Origin of the sequence: Pyrobaculum ferrireducens, assembly GCF_000234805.1 — an archaeon.
Lineage (GTDB): Archaea > Thermoproteota > Thermoprotei > Thermoproteales > Thermoproteaceae > Pyrobaculum > Pyrobaculum ferrireducens.
Genome location: NC_016645.1, coordinates 554,057 through 569,558, shown reverse-complemented (window position 1 = coordinate 569,558; position 15,502 = coordinate 554,057). Strand labels below are relative to the sequence as shown.

Annotated in this window: 23 protein-coding genes; 10 read left to right on the top strand and 13 right to left on the bottom strand. The window is 59.3% G+C overall.

The window, feature by feature from the left end:
* Nucleotides 1–66: 66 nt before the first annotated feature.
* A complete protein-coding gene (locus P186_RS03055) occupies nt 67–1,227 on the bottom strand; it encodes an MFS transporter (protein WP_014287933.1) in 1,161 nt (386 codons plus the stop codon).
* A gap of 289 nt (nt 1,228–1,516) precedes the next feature.
* Between P186_RS03055 and P186_RS03050 the strand changes: the two genes are divergently transcribed.
* On the top strand, nt 1,517–1,963 hold the full coding sequence (locus P186_RS03050) for a GNAT family N-acetyltransferase (RefSeq protein ID WP_014287932.1): 447 nt from the start codon (nt 1,517–1,519) through the stop codon (nt 1,961–1,963).
* 265 nt (nt 1,964–2,228) lie between these two features.
* Here P186_RS03050 and P186_RS14545 read toward each other — a convergent pair whose 3' ends face one another.
* Nucleotides 2,229–2,363, bottom strand: coding sequence for a hypothetical protein (locus tag P186_RS14545; RefSeq protein WP_257719876.1), 135 nt, complete (start codon nt 2,361–2,363; stop codon nt 2,229–2,231).
* A 152-nt stretch (nt 2,364–2,515) separates the two neighbouring features.
* Between P186_RS14545 and P186_RS14000 the strand changes: the two genes are divergently transcribed.
* From P186_RS14000 to P186_RS03035, 3 genes are all read left to right on the top strand, one after another.
* Nucleotides 2,516–3,010, top strand: a complete 495-nt coding sequence (locus tag P186_RS14000) for a hypothetical protein (RefSeq protein WP_193383989.1) — start codon at nt 2,516–2,518, stop codon at nt 3,008–3,010.
* Nucleotides 3,011–3,020: 10 nt separating this feature from the next.
* Entirely contained in the window at nt 3,021–3,239 is a 219-nt protein-coding gene (locus P186_RS03040; RefSeq protein WP_148682659.1) for a hypothetical protein, read from the top strand.
* A gap of 276 nt (nt 3,240–3,515) precedes the next feature.
* Complete coding sequence (locus tag P186_RS03035) at nt 3,516–4,202, top strand: HAD family hydrolase (protein ID WP_014287928.1); 687 nt, start codon at nt 3,516–3,518, stop codon at nt 4,200–4,202.
* On the opposite strand, the gene P186_RS03030 is transcribed toward P186_RS03035, so the two are convergent.
* Genes P186_RS03030 through P186_RS03005 form a run of 7 tightly spaced genes read right to left on the bottom strand, consistent with a single transcriptional unit; the run spans nt 4,179 to nt 8,335 of the window.
* A complete protein-coding gene (locus P186_RS03030; protein ID WP_014287927.1) occupies nt 4,179–5,027 on the bottom strand; it encodes a hypothetical protein in 849 nt (282 codons plus the stop codon). The genes P186_RS03035 and P186_RS03030 overlap by 24 nt on opposite strands.
* Nucleotides 5,024–5,509: a Rab family GTPase gene (locus P186_RS03025; RefSeq protein WP_014287926.1), complete on the bottom strand. Its 486-nt coding sequence runs from the start codon at nt 5,507–5,509 to the stop codon at nt 5,024–5,026. Before P186_RS03025 ends, P186_RS03030 begins: the two co-directional genes overlap by 4 nt.
* Nucleotides 5,506–5,652, bottom strand: a complete 147-nt coding sequence (locus tag P186_RS13760) for a hypothetical protein (protein WP_158307122.1) — start codon at nt 5,650–5,652, stop codon at nt 5,506–5,508. The genes P186_RS03025 and P186_RS13760 overlap by 4 nt, the downstream gene beginning before the upstream one ends.
* A complete protein-coding gene (locus tag P186_RS03020; protein ID WP_014287925.1) occupies nt 5,618–5,842 on the bottom strand; it encodes a hypothetical protein in 225 nt (74 codons plus the stop codon). Before P186_RS03020 ends, P186_RS13760 begins: the two co-directional genes overlap by 35 nt.
* On the bottom strand, nt 5,839–6,801 hold the full coding sequence (locus P186_RS03015) for an MraY family glycosyltransferase (protein ID WP_014287924.1): 963 nt from the start codon (nt 6,799–6,801) through the stop codon (nt 5,839–5,841). Before P186_RS03015 ends, P186_RS03020 begins: the two co-directional genes overlap by 4 nt.
* Nucleotides 6,798–7,679, bottom strand: a complete 882-nt coding sequence (locus tag P186_RS03010) for a deoxyhypusine synthase (protein ID WP_014287923.1) — start codon at nt 7,677–7,679, stop codon at nt 6,798–6,800. The genes P186_RS03015 and P186_RS03010 overlap by 4 nt, the downstream gene beginning before the upstream one ends.
* Nucleotides 7,676–8,335 (bottom strand): class I SAM-dependent methyltransferase, encoded by a 660-nt coding sequence (locus P186_RS03005; protein WP_148682658.1) that lies wholly within the window; start codon nt 8,333–8,335, stop codon nt 7,676–7,678. The genes P186_RS03010 and P186_RS03005 overlap by 4 nt, the downstream gene beginning before the upstream one ends.
* A 145-nt stretch (nt 8,336–8,480) precedes the next feature.
* On the opposite strand from P186_RS03005, the gene P186_RS03000 reads away from it, so the two are divergent.
* Genes P186_RS03000 through P186_RS02990 form a run of 3 tightly spaced genes read left to right on the top strand, consistent with a single transcriptional unit; the run spans nt 8,481 to nt 10,222 of the window.
* Complete coding sequence (locus tag P186_RS03000; protein WP_014287921.1) at nt 8,481–8,936, top strand: 30S ribosomal protein S15; 456 nt, start codon at nt 8,481–8,483, stop codon at nt 8,934–8,936.
* A 22-nt stretch (nt 8,937–8,958) separates the two neighbouring features.
* Nucleotides 8,959–10,002 (top strand): hypothetical protein, encoded by a 1,044-nt coding sequence (locus P186_RS02995; protein ID WP_014287920.1) that lies wholly within the window; start codon nt 8,959–8,961, stop codon nt 10,000–10,002.
* Nucleotides 9,983–10,222, top strand: a complete 240-nt coding sequence (locus P186_RS02990) for a KEOPS complex subunit Pcc1 (RefSeq protein WP_014287919.1) — start codon at nt 9,983–9,985, stop codon at nt 10,220–10,222. The genes P186_RS02995 and P186_RS02990 overlap by 20 nt, the downstream gene beginning before the upstream one ends.
* Here P186_RS02990 and P186_RS02985 read toward each other — a convergent pair.
* Nucleotides 10,209–10,670, bottom strand: coding sequence for a bifunctional nuclease family protein (locus tag P186_RS02985; protein ID WP_014287918.1), 462 nt, complete (start codon nt 10,668–10,670; stop codon nt 10,209–10,211). The two genes, P186_RS02990 and P186_RS02985, sit on opposite strands and share 14 nt — an antisense overlap.
* 141 nt (nt 10,671–10,811) lie before the next feature.
* The gene (locus P186_RS02980; RefSeq protein WP_014287917.1) at nt 10,812–11,081 is read right to left on the bottom strand and encodes a DNA-directed RNA polymerase; all 270 of its coding nucleotides are present in this window, start codon (nt 11,079–11,081) and stop codon (nt 10,812–10,814) included.
* An 83-nt stretch (nt 11,082–11,164) separates the two neighbouring features.
* On the opposite strand from P186_RS02980, the gene P186_RS02975 reads away from it, so the two are divergent.
* Together P186_RS02975 and P186_RS02970 are read left to right on the top strand one after the other, a co-directional pair.
* On the top strand, nt 11,165–12,943 hold the full coding sequence (locus tag P186_RS02975) for a thiamine pyrophosphate-dependent enzyme (protein WP_014287916.1): 1,779 nt from the start codon (nt 11,165–11,167) through the stop codon (nt 12,941–12,943).
* The gene (locus P186_RS02970) at nt 12,928–13,458 is read left to right on the top strand and encodes an indolepyruvate oxidoreductase subunit beta (RefSeq protein WP_014287915.1); all 531 of its coding nucleotides are present in this window, start codon (nt 12,928–12,930) and stop codon (nt 13,456–13,458) included. Before P186_RS02975 ends, P186_RS02970 begins: the two co-directional genes overlap by 16 nt.
* Here P186_RS02970 and P186_RS02965 read toward each other — a convergent pair.
* Nucleotides 13,447–14,253: a serine protein kinase RIO gene (locus P186_RS02965; RefSeq protein WP_014287914.1), complete on the bottom strand. Its 807-nt coding sequence runs from the start codon at nt 14,251–14,253 to the stop codon at nt 13,447–13,449. The two genes, P186_RS02970 and P186_RS02965, sit on opposite strands and share 12 nt — an antisense overlap.
* A gap of 44 nt (nt 14,254–14,297) precedes the next feature.
* On the opposite strand from P186_RS02965, the gene P186_RS02960 reads away from it, so the two are divergent.
* A complete protein-coding gene (locus tag P186_RS02960; RefSeq protein WP_014287913.1) occupies nt 14,298–14,822 on the top strand; it encodes a KH domain-containing protein in 525 nt (174 codons plus the stop codon).
* Here the strand turns inward: P186_RS02960 and P186_RS02955 are convergent.
* The gene (locus tag P186_RS02955) at nt 14,819–15,487 is read right to left on the bottom strand and encodes a 30S ribosomal protein S3ae (protein ID WP_148682657.1); all 669 of its coding nucleotides are present in this window, start codon (nt 15,485–15,487) and stop codon (nt 14,819–14,821) included. The genes P186_RS02960 and P186_RS02955 overlap by 4 nt on opposite strands.
* Between the last annotated feature and the right edge of the window lie 15 nt (nt 15,488–15,502).

The window sequence follows — 15,502 nt, the reverse complement described above, 5'->3', positions numbered from 1 at the left end:
GGTTGAATCGAGCCGGGTTGAAATATGATCGCGCTGGGCTTGTTCTCGATAAACGCCGAGGGGTGATCAGGTAAGGCCTCTGAACTCCTTGGTTTTGCCGAAGAGGGCGAAGAAAGCCGCCGACATGGCGGCGACGGCTGGGGCGATGACGAGCCACATGGCGCCGTATCCCCAGAGCTCCGCCGACGCGCCTAGGGCGGGCGGCACAGCCGTGCCCAATATCACCAGGTAGGAGGAGAAGAGGGAGTTCACGGCGTTTCTCTCCTCCAACGACGTAGTCCTGACTATCATTATCGTCGACAGCGTGAAGACGCCTCCGTGCGGCACCCCGAGGATGGCCATGGCGGCCGCCAGCAGGAGGTAGCTCTTGGAGGCGTAGAAGACGGCTAGGCCCAGCAAGGTGAGCGCCGCGGACACGGCGAACGCCTTGTTCACGTCTCTGACGGGTCTGAGGAACATATAGAGGCGCGTGAGCATGGACACGGCGAAGAAGGGCAGGAAGAGCGAGTAGGCAACTGCCTTGGCGAGGCCCAGCTCCTCGGAGGCGTATATGGGCAGATAGGTCACGAAGGCGATGAAGGGGACGTTGTACGACGTAATGGCGAGAGCCGCCGCAACGAAGCCTTTGCTGAATAACGCCGATCTGTAGGTAGCGCGGAGGTCGGCCGACCTGGCGCCCACTATGGGGATCCTCGGCGATAGGGCGGCCATGAGGATCGCGGGCGGGAGGAAAAAGAGGAACACGTCTCTGTAGCCGTACCTGGTCAGTATTGCCGTCTCGTAGGCCGGGCCTATCACGAGGCTTGTGCTGAGCGAGAGGGAGTATGCCGCCAGTAGCCTCTCGGCGTACTCAGGCCTCGCGGACGCCAGGTTTATCAAGTTGGGCATAACCACTCCGAAGGACAGGCCGGATAGGAACGAGGCGATCCAGAGCTCCGCCGTCCCCGACAGCCAGAACATCGCCAGCTCGAGGGGGATCGCGAATGCGGCGACAACTACGGCTTTTTTCCTCGGCGACGGGCCCAGCGCTACGTTTATCACCGAGCTGCCGATAAGCTGGCCGACGGCGCCGACCGCCGCCAAGGCGCCTAACTGAGACGGCGTGAGGCCCAGCTCGCGCGCCAGAGGCGGCACCGTGCTCTGCACCATGTAGTTGACGGCTCTCGTAGCTATGGTCAGCAGAGCGATCAACGCAATTAAGCCCAAGACGTCTCTTTCCAGGCGCACGTAGGCTTAACGACCGCTATAAAAAGCCTCCGCCATCCAGCACGCCTGCCGGTTTCTCAGGCGAAAAACGGATTGCCTGTATGGTCGTGCGGCGGCCCATGCGCAACTGCAGCTAACTTTGAAGGCGCCACGGCGGCTAGGATAAGCTAACCGACTGACGTAGCCAAAAGACGTCTCCTTATAGGCACGTCCATTGCGCCATGTTTACCTTAACATGGCGCCGCGGCTACGTTCGTCGGATGTCTGTTGAGAGCGGAAGATATATAAAAAACAACGCGGTGAGGGAGCTGTGGAGATCTCGATTAGACAGATATACGGGTGTACGGAATGCGTCGAGATAGCCAGAGAGCTCAAGGAGTGGTTTACAGATAGGGGCATAGAGAGACTGTCCGCCGACGTCAGAGCCTACGAGACTTACGGCGCATATCTAGACGGCAAGCTGGTTGGCTTCGTCGTGGTCAAACTAGACGGCCGCCTAGCGGAGATACTCTGGATGGCTGTGAGGAGGGGATATCAAGGCAGAGGCATCGGCACTGCTTTATTGGGCTTCGTCGAGCGCGCGGCCAAGAGCCGCGGCTGTAGTCTCATCTTAGTGAAGACCAGCGGCGATCCCGAATACGAACCGTACATCAGAACCAGGAGGTTCTACGAGAGGCGCGGCTTCGTGAAGGCCCTGGCCATAGACGAATATCCCGAGTGGAGAGAGCCCATGGCCCTATACGTCAAGTGCATATAGGGCCCTGCATACCACGACCGAGTCGTGGTTATCCAACAACATAAATAGGGGGCGCCGCGTACCCCCGCTTCTGTTCGGTATCGATCTAGCCCCCTACCCGGGCCTCGCCGCGGCCTCACAGGCCCCGCTTGGGGGCCGCGCCCCCGGCTGGTTTTTATCTATCGTCGGGGTACTCCTTCCCGTGGCACTACGCATCGGCCGATTGGGCAGATCTCCCCGACAGGCCCCATCTGGTCTGGAGGGTCTGTTGCCACAGGCGGGAGCTCTACTCGTCTGTGTGGGACTCAGTGGGCGGCTCCGCCGAGGGCTCCGCTGTTGTGGAGAGCGACGTGGTCTCCAGCGTCAGCTGGGGGCACCTCAACGAGGCGCTTTCGAAATACGGCGACTGGCTTAGAGGCAAGTCTTGCGTCCTCTACAACTCCACCGATTGGAGGATAGAGGAGGCCGAATCCCACTTCCGCAAGCTGGCTCCCGACGGCTCTCCCTGGAGCTTAGTAGAGCGGGTGGAGAGGAGAGGGCTCCCTGGACAGAGGAGGCGCCCTCCACCTGGCTGTGGGGCGCGCCACGAGCCAGAAAGGGCTGGATCTCGCCGTGAGGGCGCTCGACTTCGCCCCGTCAGCGCGCCTCCCGGTGTTGGCGATGCCGGTAGGCGAATTCGGGTACGAGGAGTACCTACGCCGCCTCGTCCACGAGAGGCCGGGGAGGGTCTTCCTGTCCTTCGCCAAGATCCCCAAATCTCTACATGGCGCTCAACTACGCCTTATGGTATACGCCTGTCGAATACGGCCGCCTCTACGTGCTCGCCAGGGACAATCAGTATCGAACTACATAGGGTTTGGCGCCAGCGGCGACGTGAACAGCCGCGGCCCTCTCTACGCCGCCAATAAAACCTATTGGATGGTCAAATCGGTGGAGCACCAGCTGGAGCAGGCAGGCGTGAAGAGGGGCGTGGTCTTGATAGCGCTCGACGGCGAGAACTCGTTCCAGTACTTTAAGGACGGCGGGTCCAGTACCTCACGTACCTCTACGGCTCATAAAGAGCGATAGGATCATGAAGATGGCCACCACCCAGGGGGCGGTGGAGGCGCTTAAGTCCAAGGCGTTGCCGCTCAAGAGGCCCGTGGTCGCCTCCACCTGGATCGGCAAGTGCGTAATTATCTCTGTGATAGATGTTTTAAACCAGCGCCTTTGTGAATCACGCCGAGTTCCGTACCCCCGTAGCGCCGCGGGCGCCGAGAGGCGGCTGAGAGGCGGCGGGCGGAGGCGGCGCGCCTAAGCCAGCGACGCGTGCTGGGCGCGGCGGCCGAGGGCACGTCTGGTTTTCACAAGGCGGGCAACAACGGACGTCGGGTTCGGGCTTCGCACGCCAGAAGAGCGCCCTGGGGCTGAGCCCCGCGTATGGCTCATAACCGCGTCGTCCCGCCGAGCCCCCTACGGGGGGTTCGGGACGGGGCACAAATCCCGGCGGCGGCGCTGTTGAGGCTCTTCTCGTTGCTTGGTGGCCGGCTCCCGTCGCCGCTTCTGTTTTTATATTCAGTCTGTCTTGCGGCGTGTGATGTGTAGGGTTTTGGTGGTGGATCTGGACGGGACGTTGACTCTTAGCCGTAATACGTACGAGCTGTCGGCTGAGGCGCTTCTGGCTCTTCGGAGGGCGCGTGACGCCGGGTTGAGGGTTGTCCTCGCCACTGCCAACGGTTTGGATTTTGCGCTGGCCATAGCGCGGTATCTGGGGATTAGGGATGTCATTGCTGAAAATGGCTGTCTTGTCTATCTGGATGGGGAGACTCACGAGCTGTGTTCCGGCGACATGTCTCGGGTGGACGGGGCGGTGCTGGCGACGGGGGCGGTGGCGCCTAGTCCCCAGAATAAGTGCAGGCGGTTCGACTTGGCATACGTCCCGCTGGCCGCCGACGCTCTGGAGCGCGTGAGGTCCGCCGTGCCGCCCGGCTACGTGGTGGAGTCGAGCGGCTACGCCATTCACGTTAGGCCGGCGGTGGTCGACAAGGGCGTCGCCGTGGCGTGGCTGTGTGAGAGGCTTGGCGTCCCGTGTTTCCAGGTGGCGTCTGTGGGGGACAGCGATGTGGATGTGGGTATGCTGAGGAGGACGTGGGGGTTCGCCGTAGGGAACGCGACGCCGGCCGCCAAGGAGGCGGCTAGGGTTGTCGTTGAGAGGCCTAGCGGCCTCGGCTTTAGGGAGGCTGTGGATATTATACTGTCAGGTGGGGCCTGTACCCCTTAGTATATATACGTCGAATGGGCCCAGCTCCTGCCTCTGGGCTTTTCTCAGCGTCTTTTCTAGCTCTTCGCTGGGGGCCGCGAGGCCGAGGCCGTTTAGTAGGGCGTTGTTTAGCAGGGCTATCGGCCTGTCGCGTGTGGCTATGTAGTACACCTCCTCTGCCACTTTGCCGAGCTTGTCGAGGTCTGCGCCTCTGCCGCAGACCACGGCTGTGTTGAATTTTCCGTACTTCTCCGCTACTTCGTCGAGGTTGCTCAGGGGGGCTATTTCAAAGGCGTAGAAGCTGGCGGCGGCGAGCTCCTGGCCGAGGGGGGCCGGGGCGAGGGGGATTAGCGATAGTCTGTCCATCTCCAGGGCGACTATGTCTTCTCTCTCTTCTAGTATCACGACGTCGCGGCCGGCGATGGACATCAGCTCTGACGAGAAGGCGCAGGGGAACCACCCCGCCACCAGCGTCAAGCCGCCGTATCTGAGGAGGTCTTGGGTGAGGGCTATGCGGAGGGCTTGGTATGCCGAGGTGTATGTGTACAGCGCACGTTGGAGATCTGGGGTGAGTCTGCCCACCCTCCTGCCCGAGATTAGGTAGGGGAAGGCGACGTGTTGGAACAGCTCGGAGACGGCGTCAGATATGGGGGAGTGTTCGCCGAGGTTTATCTCAAGGCGGCCCCTTTTATACTTGTCGCCTTTTTTCTGGAGGGCCCCTAGTTCTGAGAAGAAGTCGAATAGGGGCCTTGCCCTCTGCATGGGCTTGGCCTCTTCTATTTCGAGGAGGAGCGCCGCCGGCGGTGAGGATAAAATGCCTAAGATAATGTCGTCGCGGGGGATCATATATTTTCCTCTAGGGGTTTGTATAAATATTCAATATTGTCTTTTAGAGCTGATATGTAGTAGATCTTCGGGGCGCCGACCGCCGCGGCTATCTCGTCGCCCTCGACGAATAGGCCGAGTTCCTCTGCAAGATCCCGCTTGTTCCCCACCAGCACCACCTTTCTGTAGGGGGATATCCCGCGGTCTAGTAGGGCGCTGTGGAGCTCGGCTATTGCGTACAGCGACGCCTGGTCTGTGAGGTCGTACATGTAGATCATGAGGTCTACGTAGAAGGTCCACGCCTTGGCGAAGTTTCTCGCTACTTCTGTGGCTACCTGGCCCGGCACGTCTATGAAGTCCAGCTCCCGGTCGCTGAGGTACATGCGGTATATACCCGGCCTCAGTGTGGCTCTGGGCTTTATAGAGAGCCCCAGGAGTCTGAATACGTAGGTGGTCTTCCCCACGCCTCCTACGCCCAGTACTGCCACCGACGCCCTCTTCACGGCGCCACCTCCAGGAGTTTTTCAATTCTCGCTTCGAGTTCCGCAACTGCCTCTCTCGCCTTTTTCAGCCTTAGACACAGCTCCCATTTGGACTCCCCGGTTATGCACCTAAGTGTCTCGACGTCCGCCGTTGCAAGTGACACGTTTTACGTATAACCCGGCGGTATATATAAACAGTCCGTAGATAAGGACTGCGAGCACCACCGCGACGTCGCCCACCGTGAAGCCGCCTATGATCTTCGTCCTAAACACCGCCAGTGCGTACGCGGCCGTTGCGAATAGAGCTAGTAGAAAGCCGTAGGACAGTGCGACGACGAGGAGCGCCTTTTTCATATCGGCAGGGAAAGCAGGCGTAGCGCAACGACTAGCAGTACGGTCAGCCCCGAGGTGGCCGCAGTGATGAGGGTAAGAGCTTTGAAGATTTGGTACTCCGACATGGGCCTCTCGGCCACGGCTAGCCTAACCAGGGTGAGAATGGGCGAGTTGCAGTCCTGCCTCACCAGCCCGCCCTCCAGGATGGTGGGCCTCTGGATTTTTTCACGTCCCTTTATCCCCCCTGACGAGAATATTATGAGGGCCCCGTTCACCACGAAGGGGAGGCCTGCCAGTATTAAATAGGCCACGAGGTCGTACAGCACGGCTATGGTGGAGATGCTGGCGCCTAGGAAGTAGCTCCCCACGTTGCCGTTGAAGGTCTTGGCTGGGTAGCGGTTGTAGAGGTACAGCGCCGCGGACGCCGCTGTGTGTACCGCCAGGAGGAGAGACGCCTCGGCCTGCCCCTTCACGGCCGCCGTTGCCAGAAGCGCGAGGCCTATGACCACGTTGGCGGCTGGTAGGTAGCCGTTGACCGGGTCCAGCATGTTGAAGGCGTTGGTCATAATGGGCAGAGCCAAGACCGCGAGCCAACCCGTGGCTCCGTAGAAGAGGCCCACCATGGGAATCGTCAGCCTCACGCCGTCCACGGCCCTCCCCAGCGCCAGCGCCAGGACCACCGGCACCAGCACCCGTACGTACTCGCTGACCCCCCTCAAGTCGTCCAGAAGGCCCAGCAAGCCCACTATGAGAGATATCAGCAGGACCGCGGCGGCCTTTGTGCTGATGGGGGTGGCCGCGGCGTAGCCCACGGCGGCTGCCACCAGCGCTATGAGGCCGCCGGCCCTCGGCACCCCCTCCACGCCTTTGTAGACGTCGCGGGAGGTTATCCCCCGACTCTTCTGGAAGCCGACCCACCACCAGCCAAAGACGGCTCCTGTAGAGAAGGCGAGGAGGGGAGGCGCCGCCTCGGCGATCATACTACGGCTTTTAGGAGTATTGGGAGAACCAGCGTAGCGTCTGCATGTATATACACAGACTTGGCGGTGGGCTTTATCTTGCCCCAGCTTATGGCCTCCCTCGGCCTGGCCCCGCTGAGGGAGCCGTCGTACTCAACGGCGGTGGTGACGTACACCGCGTAGTCGAGGCCACCTCTGAACTGGGCCCACCATATCACGTGGTGTTTGCTAATGCCGCCGCCTACAATGAGCGCGGCGAGTTTCCCGGCTCTGTACACCATCTCTCTGATCTCCTCCTCGTCTTTTAACACGTCTATAAACAACCTGGAGGCGCCTTTCCTAGTCCTGGCGATGTCGTTGCAGGTCAACAGGGCGGTGCCCACGGCCCCGTCGACTATGCCGGGGACGAAGATCTTGACACCTGCCCGCGCCGCGGCGCCGAGGATGGAGCTCTCGGGCATGTCGGCGCCGAGGATCTCCGCGAGTTCGTACGTAGCCAGCGACCTCCCCCACAGCTTGTCGCACCGCTGTAGTATAAACTTCTCCACAAGGGGGCCGTACTCCTCTTTCCTAATCACCACGTTGCCCAGTCGGTGGTACCCCTTCGTGGAGAGCTCCACGTCGTCTAGATCAAAGGAGCCGGGCGTATAGGCGGCCCCCATGCTCTTGGCTATGTCGTGGTCTAGAGCCCCCGCCGTAGTTACCACGGCGTGGAACAGCCCTCTGCCTATTGCCTCTGCGAAGACCTCTCTCAGCCCCGTGGCCGCTAGATTACCCGTAAACGAGAGGAACCGGAGGTCGGCCTTCTCCACAGCCTCTTTTAATATGTCGTAGGCCTCGGCGACGTGGAGAGCTTGGAAACCCCCTATCCTTCTGTAGAGCTCTACGACCTCTCTCATTTAATGATTTTCACCTCCTCGACGGCGCCGATTTTGCTTAACTGCTCCACGGCCTCCCTGACCCTCCTAATGGGGACCCCCAGCTTCCCGGCTATCTCCTCCAGCGACCTGTTGCCGTCGATTAGCTCGGCGACTTGTCTAAGCCACCTGTCCTCGACCGTTACGGGCTTGCCGGGCAGGGGGATCTCCCTGCCGGGTATCTTGTAGAGGTACAGCTTGTGGCTTCTCCAGTCTTCGTAAACCTCCTCGACCACGACTGGCCTCCAGCCGGGGACTTCGAAGTCGTGGGTCACGACACGGGTGGCTGGTCTGAGCTCTTTTTCTAGCTTCGGTCTGAGTCTCTCGTTTACGCTTGTGAGTAGGTACATGGTCACCACGTCTGCGTCTGTAAGCGGCACGTCGTAGAAGCTGGCGTTAATTATGGTGGCCCTGTCGGCGAGCCCCATGTCTTTTATCCGCGCCATTGACTGCTCGTAGAGGTCTTTCCTTATCTCTACTCCGTAGGATCTGGCGCCGAATTCCTTTGCGGCGATGATGACAATCCTCCCGTCTCCGGACCCCAAGTCGTAGACCACCTCGCCGGGCTGGACCCGGGCTAGCTGTAGCATCCTCCTCACGACGACTTCGGGAGTTGCGACGAAAGGCACGTCGTACATAAAGCCAATGACGTCTGTGTTATATAAATTTATCAACGGGAGGTCCCAGAGCCATGGAGGGGGCTCGCCCACGTCCCGCAGCGTCCGGCTCCGGTATATATACTGTTAGCGGTAAAACTTATAAACTGCGTATAGTTGTGACGCCGTGCCTCACCGATCACGCGACAAGAGGGGGAGGTCTAGCTCTGTCAGGCCTGCGCGTCCAACTGTCCCCAACTGGATTCAGTACACCCCAGAGGAGGTGGAGCAGCTAGCCGTGGAGCTGGCCCGGCGCGGCTTCAAGCCGTCGCAGATAGGCATAATACTGAGGGATCAGTACGGGATTCCCCTGGTGAAGCCGATTACCGGCAAGAAGCTGACGAGAATTCTAGAGGAGCGCGGCGTCAAGCAGGAGCTCCCCGAGGATTTGCTTAACCTCGTGAGGCGGGCTTTGAGAATTAGGAAACATCTAGAGGAGCACCCGAAGGACTCAGCGTCGAGGAGAGGTCTGCAACTCGTTGAGTCTAAGATACACCGCCTCGTTAAGTATTACAAAAGAGTGGGCAAACTACCGCGGGACTTTGTGTACAACCCGCAGGAGCTCTCCCACCTAGCAACTTAATATATACTGTAGCTGTTTCTACGTGGATATTAGAAACTTTGTTATTGACCACGTCGACAGATTCCTGGAGTACTTGAAGCAGAACCCGTTGCGGATATACAGCAGGAGGACGGTGGACGCCTACCTAGCCGCATACGCCCTGGCTCACGCCCTGGGGGAGACCGTGCATGTAGACGTCTTAGACTGGCCCCCGCGGGAGGGCGTGTGTGTTGGCTTCAAATGCCAGGGTATGTACATAACTGAGTGGGAAATCGGCGTCGACGACAAGATCTACAGGACTGAGTTCTCTTCAATTAGCCAGTTGGCGGCTCACATCATTACGTCGCTACTGCCCCTCGAGGAGGAGATCTACAGGGCGCTTTTCGTCGGCCACTACGCGTGGAGTGTGGATTACTGCGAGTACAAGTGTCAGCTCCCCCGGGAGCTGTCGAGAGGCGACGAGAGGCTCTCCATAGTCTTCCCCTTCATGGGGGAGCTTCCTATAGAGAGGGCGTTGCCGCTCTCCACGTTGCCCATAATACCCGGCGTAACTGGCCGTGTTTTTGACTCCCTCCCGGGGGACGCCGTGAGGGTACTTGACTGGGTGCTGGGCGTCGTCGCCAGCGAGGGTTTCCACACGGCCCTGCTGGACAAGGCGATTAGGTACTACTCGCCCGACATAAAAGCCCCCGACGTCGCCGAGAGGCTGGAGGCCGACTTGGCGAATTTCATAGGTAAGGAGATAGACGTGTATGTGTCTAACCTGGCGGAGACTTTCTACACAGTTATCAAAAGGGCAAGGGACGGCGTGGTGGCCGTGCAGAATCCCTTCTATATACACAAACTCCCTCCGTACATCTCTCACTACATGAAGCTGGTTAACTGGGTTGCCTTGAGGTACGACGCCTCGGGAGGCCATCTAATTGCGTTGATTCCCCCCCACGGCCAGAGGGCCCAGCTGAAGGGCGCCGCCGCGATCTTCGCCGAGCTCGGCCAGGTGCTGGAGTACCCAACCCACCTGCTGGTATACGTAGAGGCGGGGAAATACGCCGAGTTTCTACAAGCCTATGAAAAAGTTGGTAAGTAGTATAGAGACGCCGCTGGACTGCCATCTGGCGCGCGCCGTGGAGCCGGACGACGTAGGCCTCCCAGAGGGGATGGAGATAGTGCACGAGTGCGTAGGGGGCCGGTGGCGGATACGAGTCAGCTATGTAGTGCGCCGGCCCGACGACATCCTAACGTTGAAAAACACCCTCGACGACATTGTAAGAGCCCTTCAGGTTATTGAAAAGTCTATTCCTCAGTAACCTTGCCCCCGGGCGGCGGTAGATACTTGCGGACATCCTCGGCGTATTTCTCCAAGTTGTCTGCTATGTAAATAGGGGCGTTTGCCCTAACGGCTAGCGCCACCGCGTCGCTTGGCCTGGCGTCGAATGAAAGCGTCTTCCCGTCTCTGTCCTTGATGTATACAGTGGCGGTGTATGTGCTGGACACCAAGGCGTCGATTGTGACCTTCTCCACGGTGGCCCCCAGCGCCTCGATTATATCCATAAAGAGGTCGTGGCTCAGGGGGCGGGGGAAGTCGACCTCCCCCATGCCCTTCTTTATAGAAAGCGTCTCGGCGGCCCCAATTATGATGGGGACCGCCCTGTCCCCCCACTCCTCGGCGCTGACCAGCATGACGCCCACAATCTGCCCGTAGGAGTCCATGGTTTCTAGAATGCTCACGATCTCCGCCTTTAGATACCTAGCCATTGCAGTAGCCATGTTACGCCTTTATATGTCTTCACGCACCGAACCCCGCCCCTCGGGGGCGCGCTTTTATAAACATGTAGTGTTCCATTGATGTGATGAGAAGCGGCTGCGGAGCGGTGAAGCGTCCTAAACCAGGCTGAGTTAATCGGTCTCCCTCTCAGCCTCCTGTAGGTTTTCCAGAAGCTGTCTCCTCAGCTCCTCCATCTCCTCTTGGTCGTACTCAGGCCTCCTCTCCTCAGCGACCATGACGCCTCTCTTCTTTTCTTCAGCGACCTCGGCTCTCTGTCTGTAAGCCTCCTTGGCCTTCTCCGAGAGCTTCACTTCGTAGCCACATTTTGGACACTTCAACACAGTAACGCCGTCTTTTTTATGCGGAACCATCAACGTCCCGTCTCTCGGGCAGAAGCGCATCCCCAAGATTCGTGTCTGAGGTTTTTAAGTGTATCGTTTCACATCTATGGAAAGCTTTATATCCTATATAATATTACATATATGTGAGGTTGCTTCTCCTCGGGAACGAGGCCATTGCCTACGGGGCTCTCGCCAGCGGCCTAGCCGTCGCCACGGCCTACCCCGGCACGCCCTCCACCGAGATTGTAGAGACCCTCGTGGAGTTTAGGGATAGGTTTGTACACTGGGCCTCTAATGAGAAATCTGCGTTTGAGCTTGCGTATGGCGCCGCGGTGGCCGGCGCCAGGTCGCTCACCGCCATGAAACACGTAGGGCTGAACGTGGCCGCCGACCCTCTACACAGCGCGGCGTACACGGGCGTGGAGGGGGGTTTTGTCATAGTCGCCGCCGACGATCCGTGGATGCACTCTTCGCAAAACGAGCAGGACACCAGGTGGTACGGCGTCCAGGCCTATGTGCCGGTGCTGGAGCCCTCCGATCCCTTGGAGGCGTATAAATACGTCAAGTTGGCCTTTGATTTGAGTGAAAAGTTGAGGCACCCCGTCATTTTGAGGAGCGTCACCAGGGTGAGCCACGTGAGGGCCCCGGTGGAGGTGGAGCCCCCGGCCCCGCCTAAGTGGGGGCGTTTTACTAGAGACGTAAAGAGGTTTAACCTTGTTCCTGCAAATGCGAGGGAGTTGAGAAAAGCGCTGGTGGAGAAGTGGGAGAAAATCGCCGAGTTATCCGCAGATTTCATAACTGTGGAGGGGTCGGGCGACGTCTTTATAGTGACTACGGGCGTCGCCTACAACTATGTAAAAGAGGCGTTGAGCAGACTCCGTTTGGACGCCACGGTTGTGAAGCTGGGGATGTCAGTTCCCGTGCCGCGGAGCTTGAGAAATCTCGTGGGCGGAGAGGCCGTGGTTGTGGAGGAGGGAGACCCCGTGGTTGAGGTTCAACTCAGGTCGCTGGGGGTGGCTACCAGGGGGAAGCTAGATGGGTACTTCCCCAGATACGGCGAGCTCGACACCGGCAAGACTGCTCTGGGCCTGTCGAAGGCGCTGGGTCTGCCCTACAGCCCTCCGCAACCCCCAAAGCCGCCTATTGAGCCGACGCCGAGGCCGCCGTCGCTGTGCCCTGGGTGCCCCCACATGGCCACCTTTTACATCTTGAGGCTCGCCACCGCCGGGCTCAGCCCCGTGTGGTCGGGGGATATTGGCTGCTACTCCCTGGGCATCAACCTGGGGCAACAGGATTTGATTACCCACATGGGCTCGTCAGTGGGTCTGGGGGCCGGCATCGCCGTGGCCGGCAAGCAGTTCGTCGTGGCCACGGTGGGCGACTCCACGTTCTACCACGCGGTGATCCCCCAGCTGATTGACGTCGCCTCGAAATCTATACCTCTGCTCATCGTTGTTATGGACAACGCCTACACGGCGATGACCGGCGGACAGCCCAGCCCAAGCAGGGCCATCCCCGTTGAGAAGATCACAGAGGCGCTGGGGTTGCCGACTTTCGTAATTGACCCCGTCGAGGTGAAGAAGTCGGTAGAGGTCGTGAAGAAGGCTGTTGAGATTGTGAAGAGCGGGAGGCCGGCCGTCGTGGTATCCAGGAGGCCCTGCGCCTTGGTGGCTGTGAGGAAGGCGAGGAGGGCGGGCCTCCAGTTGCCTAGGTATCAGGTGGACCCCGGCAGGTGCACCGGCTGTGGGCTGTGCTACAACCTTTTGAGGTGTAGCGCGATATACAGGTGGCCAGATGGGAAGGCTTATGTAGATCCAGCTCTCTGCGTGGGGTGCGGCGTCTGCGCTGAGGTCTGCCCCTTCAACGCCTTTAAGCCGGAGGGGAGGAGGGAGGCTTGGCTTGAGCTATGGCAACAAGCATAGTGGTGGTGGGGGTCGGGGGCCAGGGGGTTTTGACGCTGGCGAGGTGGATTGGCGAGGCGTCGCTCTCCGAGGGCTACGACGTGAGAATAGCCGAGGTGCACGGAATGAGTCAGCGGGGCGGCTCTGTGGAGGTGCACGTGAGGTTTGGGAAGGTGGTATACGCGCCAATCGTCGAGGAGGGCGGGGCTGACTACGTCGTGGCTCTAGAGGCAGTTGAAGCTGTGCGCGCTTTTAAATACCTGAAACCCGGTGAGGTGCTTGTTGTAAACAAGAGGGTAATACAGCCGCCTGGCAGGTGGATAAGCGAGGAGGAGCTCCTCGGCTCGCTTCAGAGGTCGGGGGTCAAGACCTACATAGTGCCCGCGGCCGACGTGGCTAGGGAGCTGGGCTCCGTTTTGTATGAAAACGCCGTCATGCTGGGGTTCCTCTCCCAGCTACTGGGGCTCCCCATGCCTCCCAGCCTGGACGACCGTAATAGAGAGGCGTTTAGAAGGGGGGCGCGGCTATTCGTCTAGTATTCTTTTTCCCCCCACAACAACCCAGCCCTCCTCGTCCACCTCCACCGGGCCCCGCTGGCTTCCCCTCTCCGCTAGTTTTTTAAACACGTCGTGGGGGTCGAGGGGGGTTTGGAAAAACTCGAGAATTCTCTCCACGTCCCGCTTGAGGTATTCATACTCCTTGGGGTGGCCGCGCCTCACTGCGGATCCCCAGTCGATTATCCACGGCCGCTCCCCGTCGTATAGTATATTGAAGGGGCTTAGATCGCCGTGTACCAGCCCGGCGACTACGTAGATCTTCTCTAGGTTTTTCAAAACCTCGTGAAACAGCGCCTCTGGATCCTCCACGTTTTCCAACCCCACGTCGGCGAGGGTCGGCGCAGGGTCGCGGCCGACGCCTATAAACTCCATCGCCAGCACATTCCTATAGAAGCCGTAGGGCCTCGGCACGCGGACCCCCGTCTCGTACGCCCGGGCCAGGTTGCCGAACTCCTTCCTACACCAGAGCTCCACCAGGTGGAGCTGGTCGCTTATCTTGACGTTCCTAAATCTAGGATCCCCCAATATGTAGCCGTAGCGGCTTTTTGTAAATCGGACGGGCACCGGGTAGAAAATCTTCAACGCCGCGTAGCCCCCGTCTCTCCGCTTGGCGAGCACTATCTTAGCCTCCTTCCCCTGGCCCACCGGCCCCAGCACCTCGCCCACCACTCCTCTCTCCTGTAGCTTCACTAGGGCCGCCCAGGTGTAGGAGTTTATCGCGTCGTCTACCACCTTGTAGTAGTCGCTGTCCTTCTCGCTCCTCACACGCCTCACGTGGTGGTAGGCAAACGGTTTTATATATCCTTGCTCCTTAAGCCGTGGCGTCTGAATATCTGAGGGGCACGTTTCTCCAGCCTATTGACAGGAGGAGGCTGGGGGCGGCGAGGCAGTTTGTGAAGCTTGTGGATGGAAAGTTTGGGCATCGGCTCGAGCTGGACGAGGGCCAGCTCTATATCAAAATTACGCCGGGCCCCGAGGCCTCTGTGGACGGCATTCTCAAAATTAGAGAGATGGCGAGGGCTGTGGCCCTCGGCTTCTCGGCTGAACAAGCCATGGCGCTGGAAAACGACGAGTATATCCTGGCGGTGGTCGACCTCAAGGAATATACAGACAAGCCGAACCATTTGAGGCGGATAAAGGGGAGGATAATCGGCGAGGGGGGCAGGGCGAAGAGGACAATAGAGAGCCTGGCTGAGGTCTCCATGGTGGTTGGGGACAACTACGTCGCTATACTCGGCAGACTAGACGACGTGGAGGTCGCCAAGAGGGCTGTAGAGATGTTAATCGAGGGGAAGAAACACAGCACCGTCTATAACTTTATCCAGAGCTTGAAAAGGCGTTAAGAGGCGGCGGCCGCCTCGGCGGCTACCTCTTTCACCGCCACCTCCTCCTCCTCGGGTGGGTACTTCAGCACCTTTATCTTGGCCACCTCCACCTTCCTCATTGGCGCTATCTTCTTCGCGGCTATGAAGAGGTCGGCGGCCAGGGTGCCCTCAGTTACCTCCTTTAGGAACTGACCTACGTCCATCTCGGCCGCCTTTTTCGTCAGCGTCTCCACTATTCTCTGCCTCATTGCCGACTTCTGGGCTGTGCCTACGCGGTGGGTTGTTATCCCCATGACGGTTACCCTCATGACCATCCCATCTTTTGTCCTCACCTCGGTGATGGCGGTCACCTTACTCGTGCCTCTCCTCACCAGCGATCTGATGTAGTCCCTCGTCAGCTCCAGCCCCTTAAACCGCGTAAGGGCTCTCAACCCCTCGACTCTGTGTATCTGGAACCTCAGCTTGATGGGCAAGTGAGAGATGTCCTTGGTTACGTCGTAAAGAGAGATTTCGAGCGTCCTCATTAATAATTTCTGCGGCTCCGACGCGGGCACCTCGGCGACGAGCACCCCGCCCATGTACGAGGGGGCGTGGACGTTGAACCACTTTTTTAAAGCCCACGGATCTCTCTTAGAGATGGCTGCCTTCTCCTGCTTGGCGACTGCCTTCTGCTTCTCGGCCATTGAATGGGGCTGTAT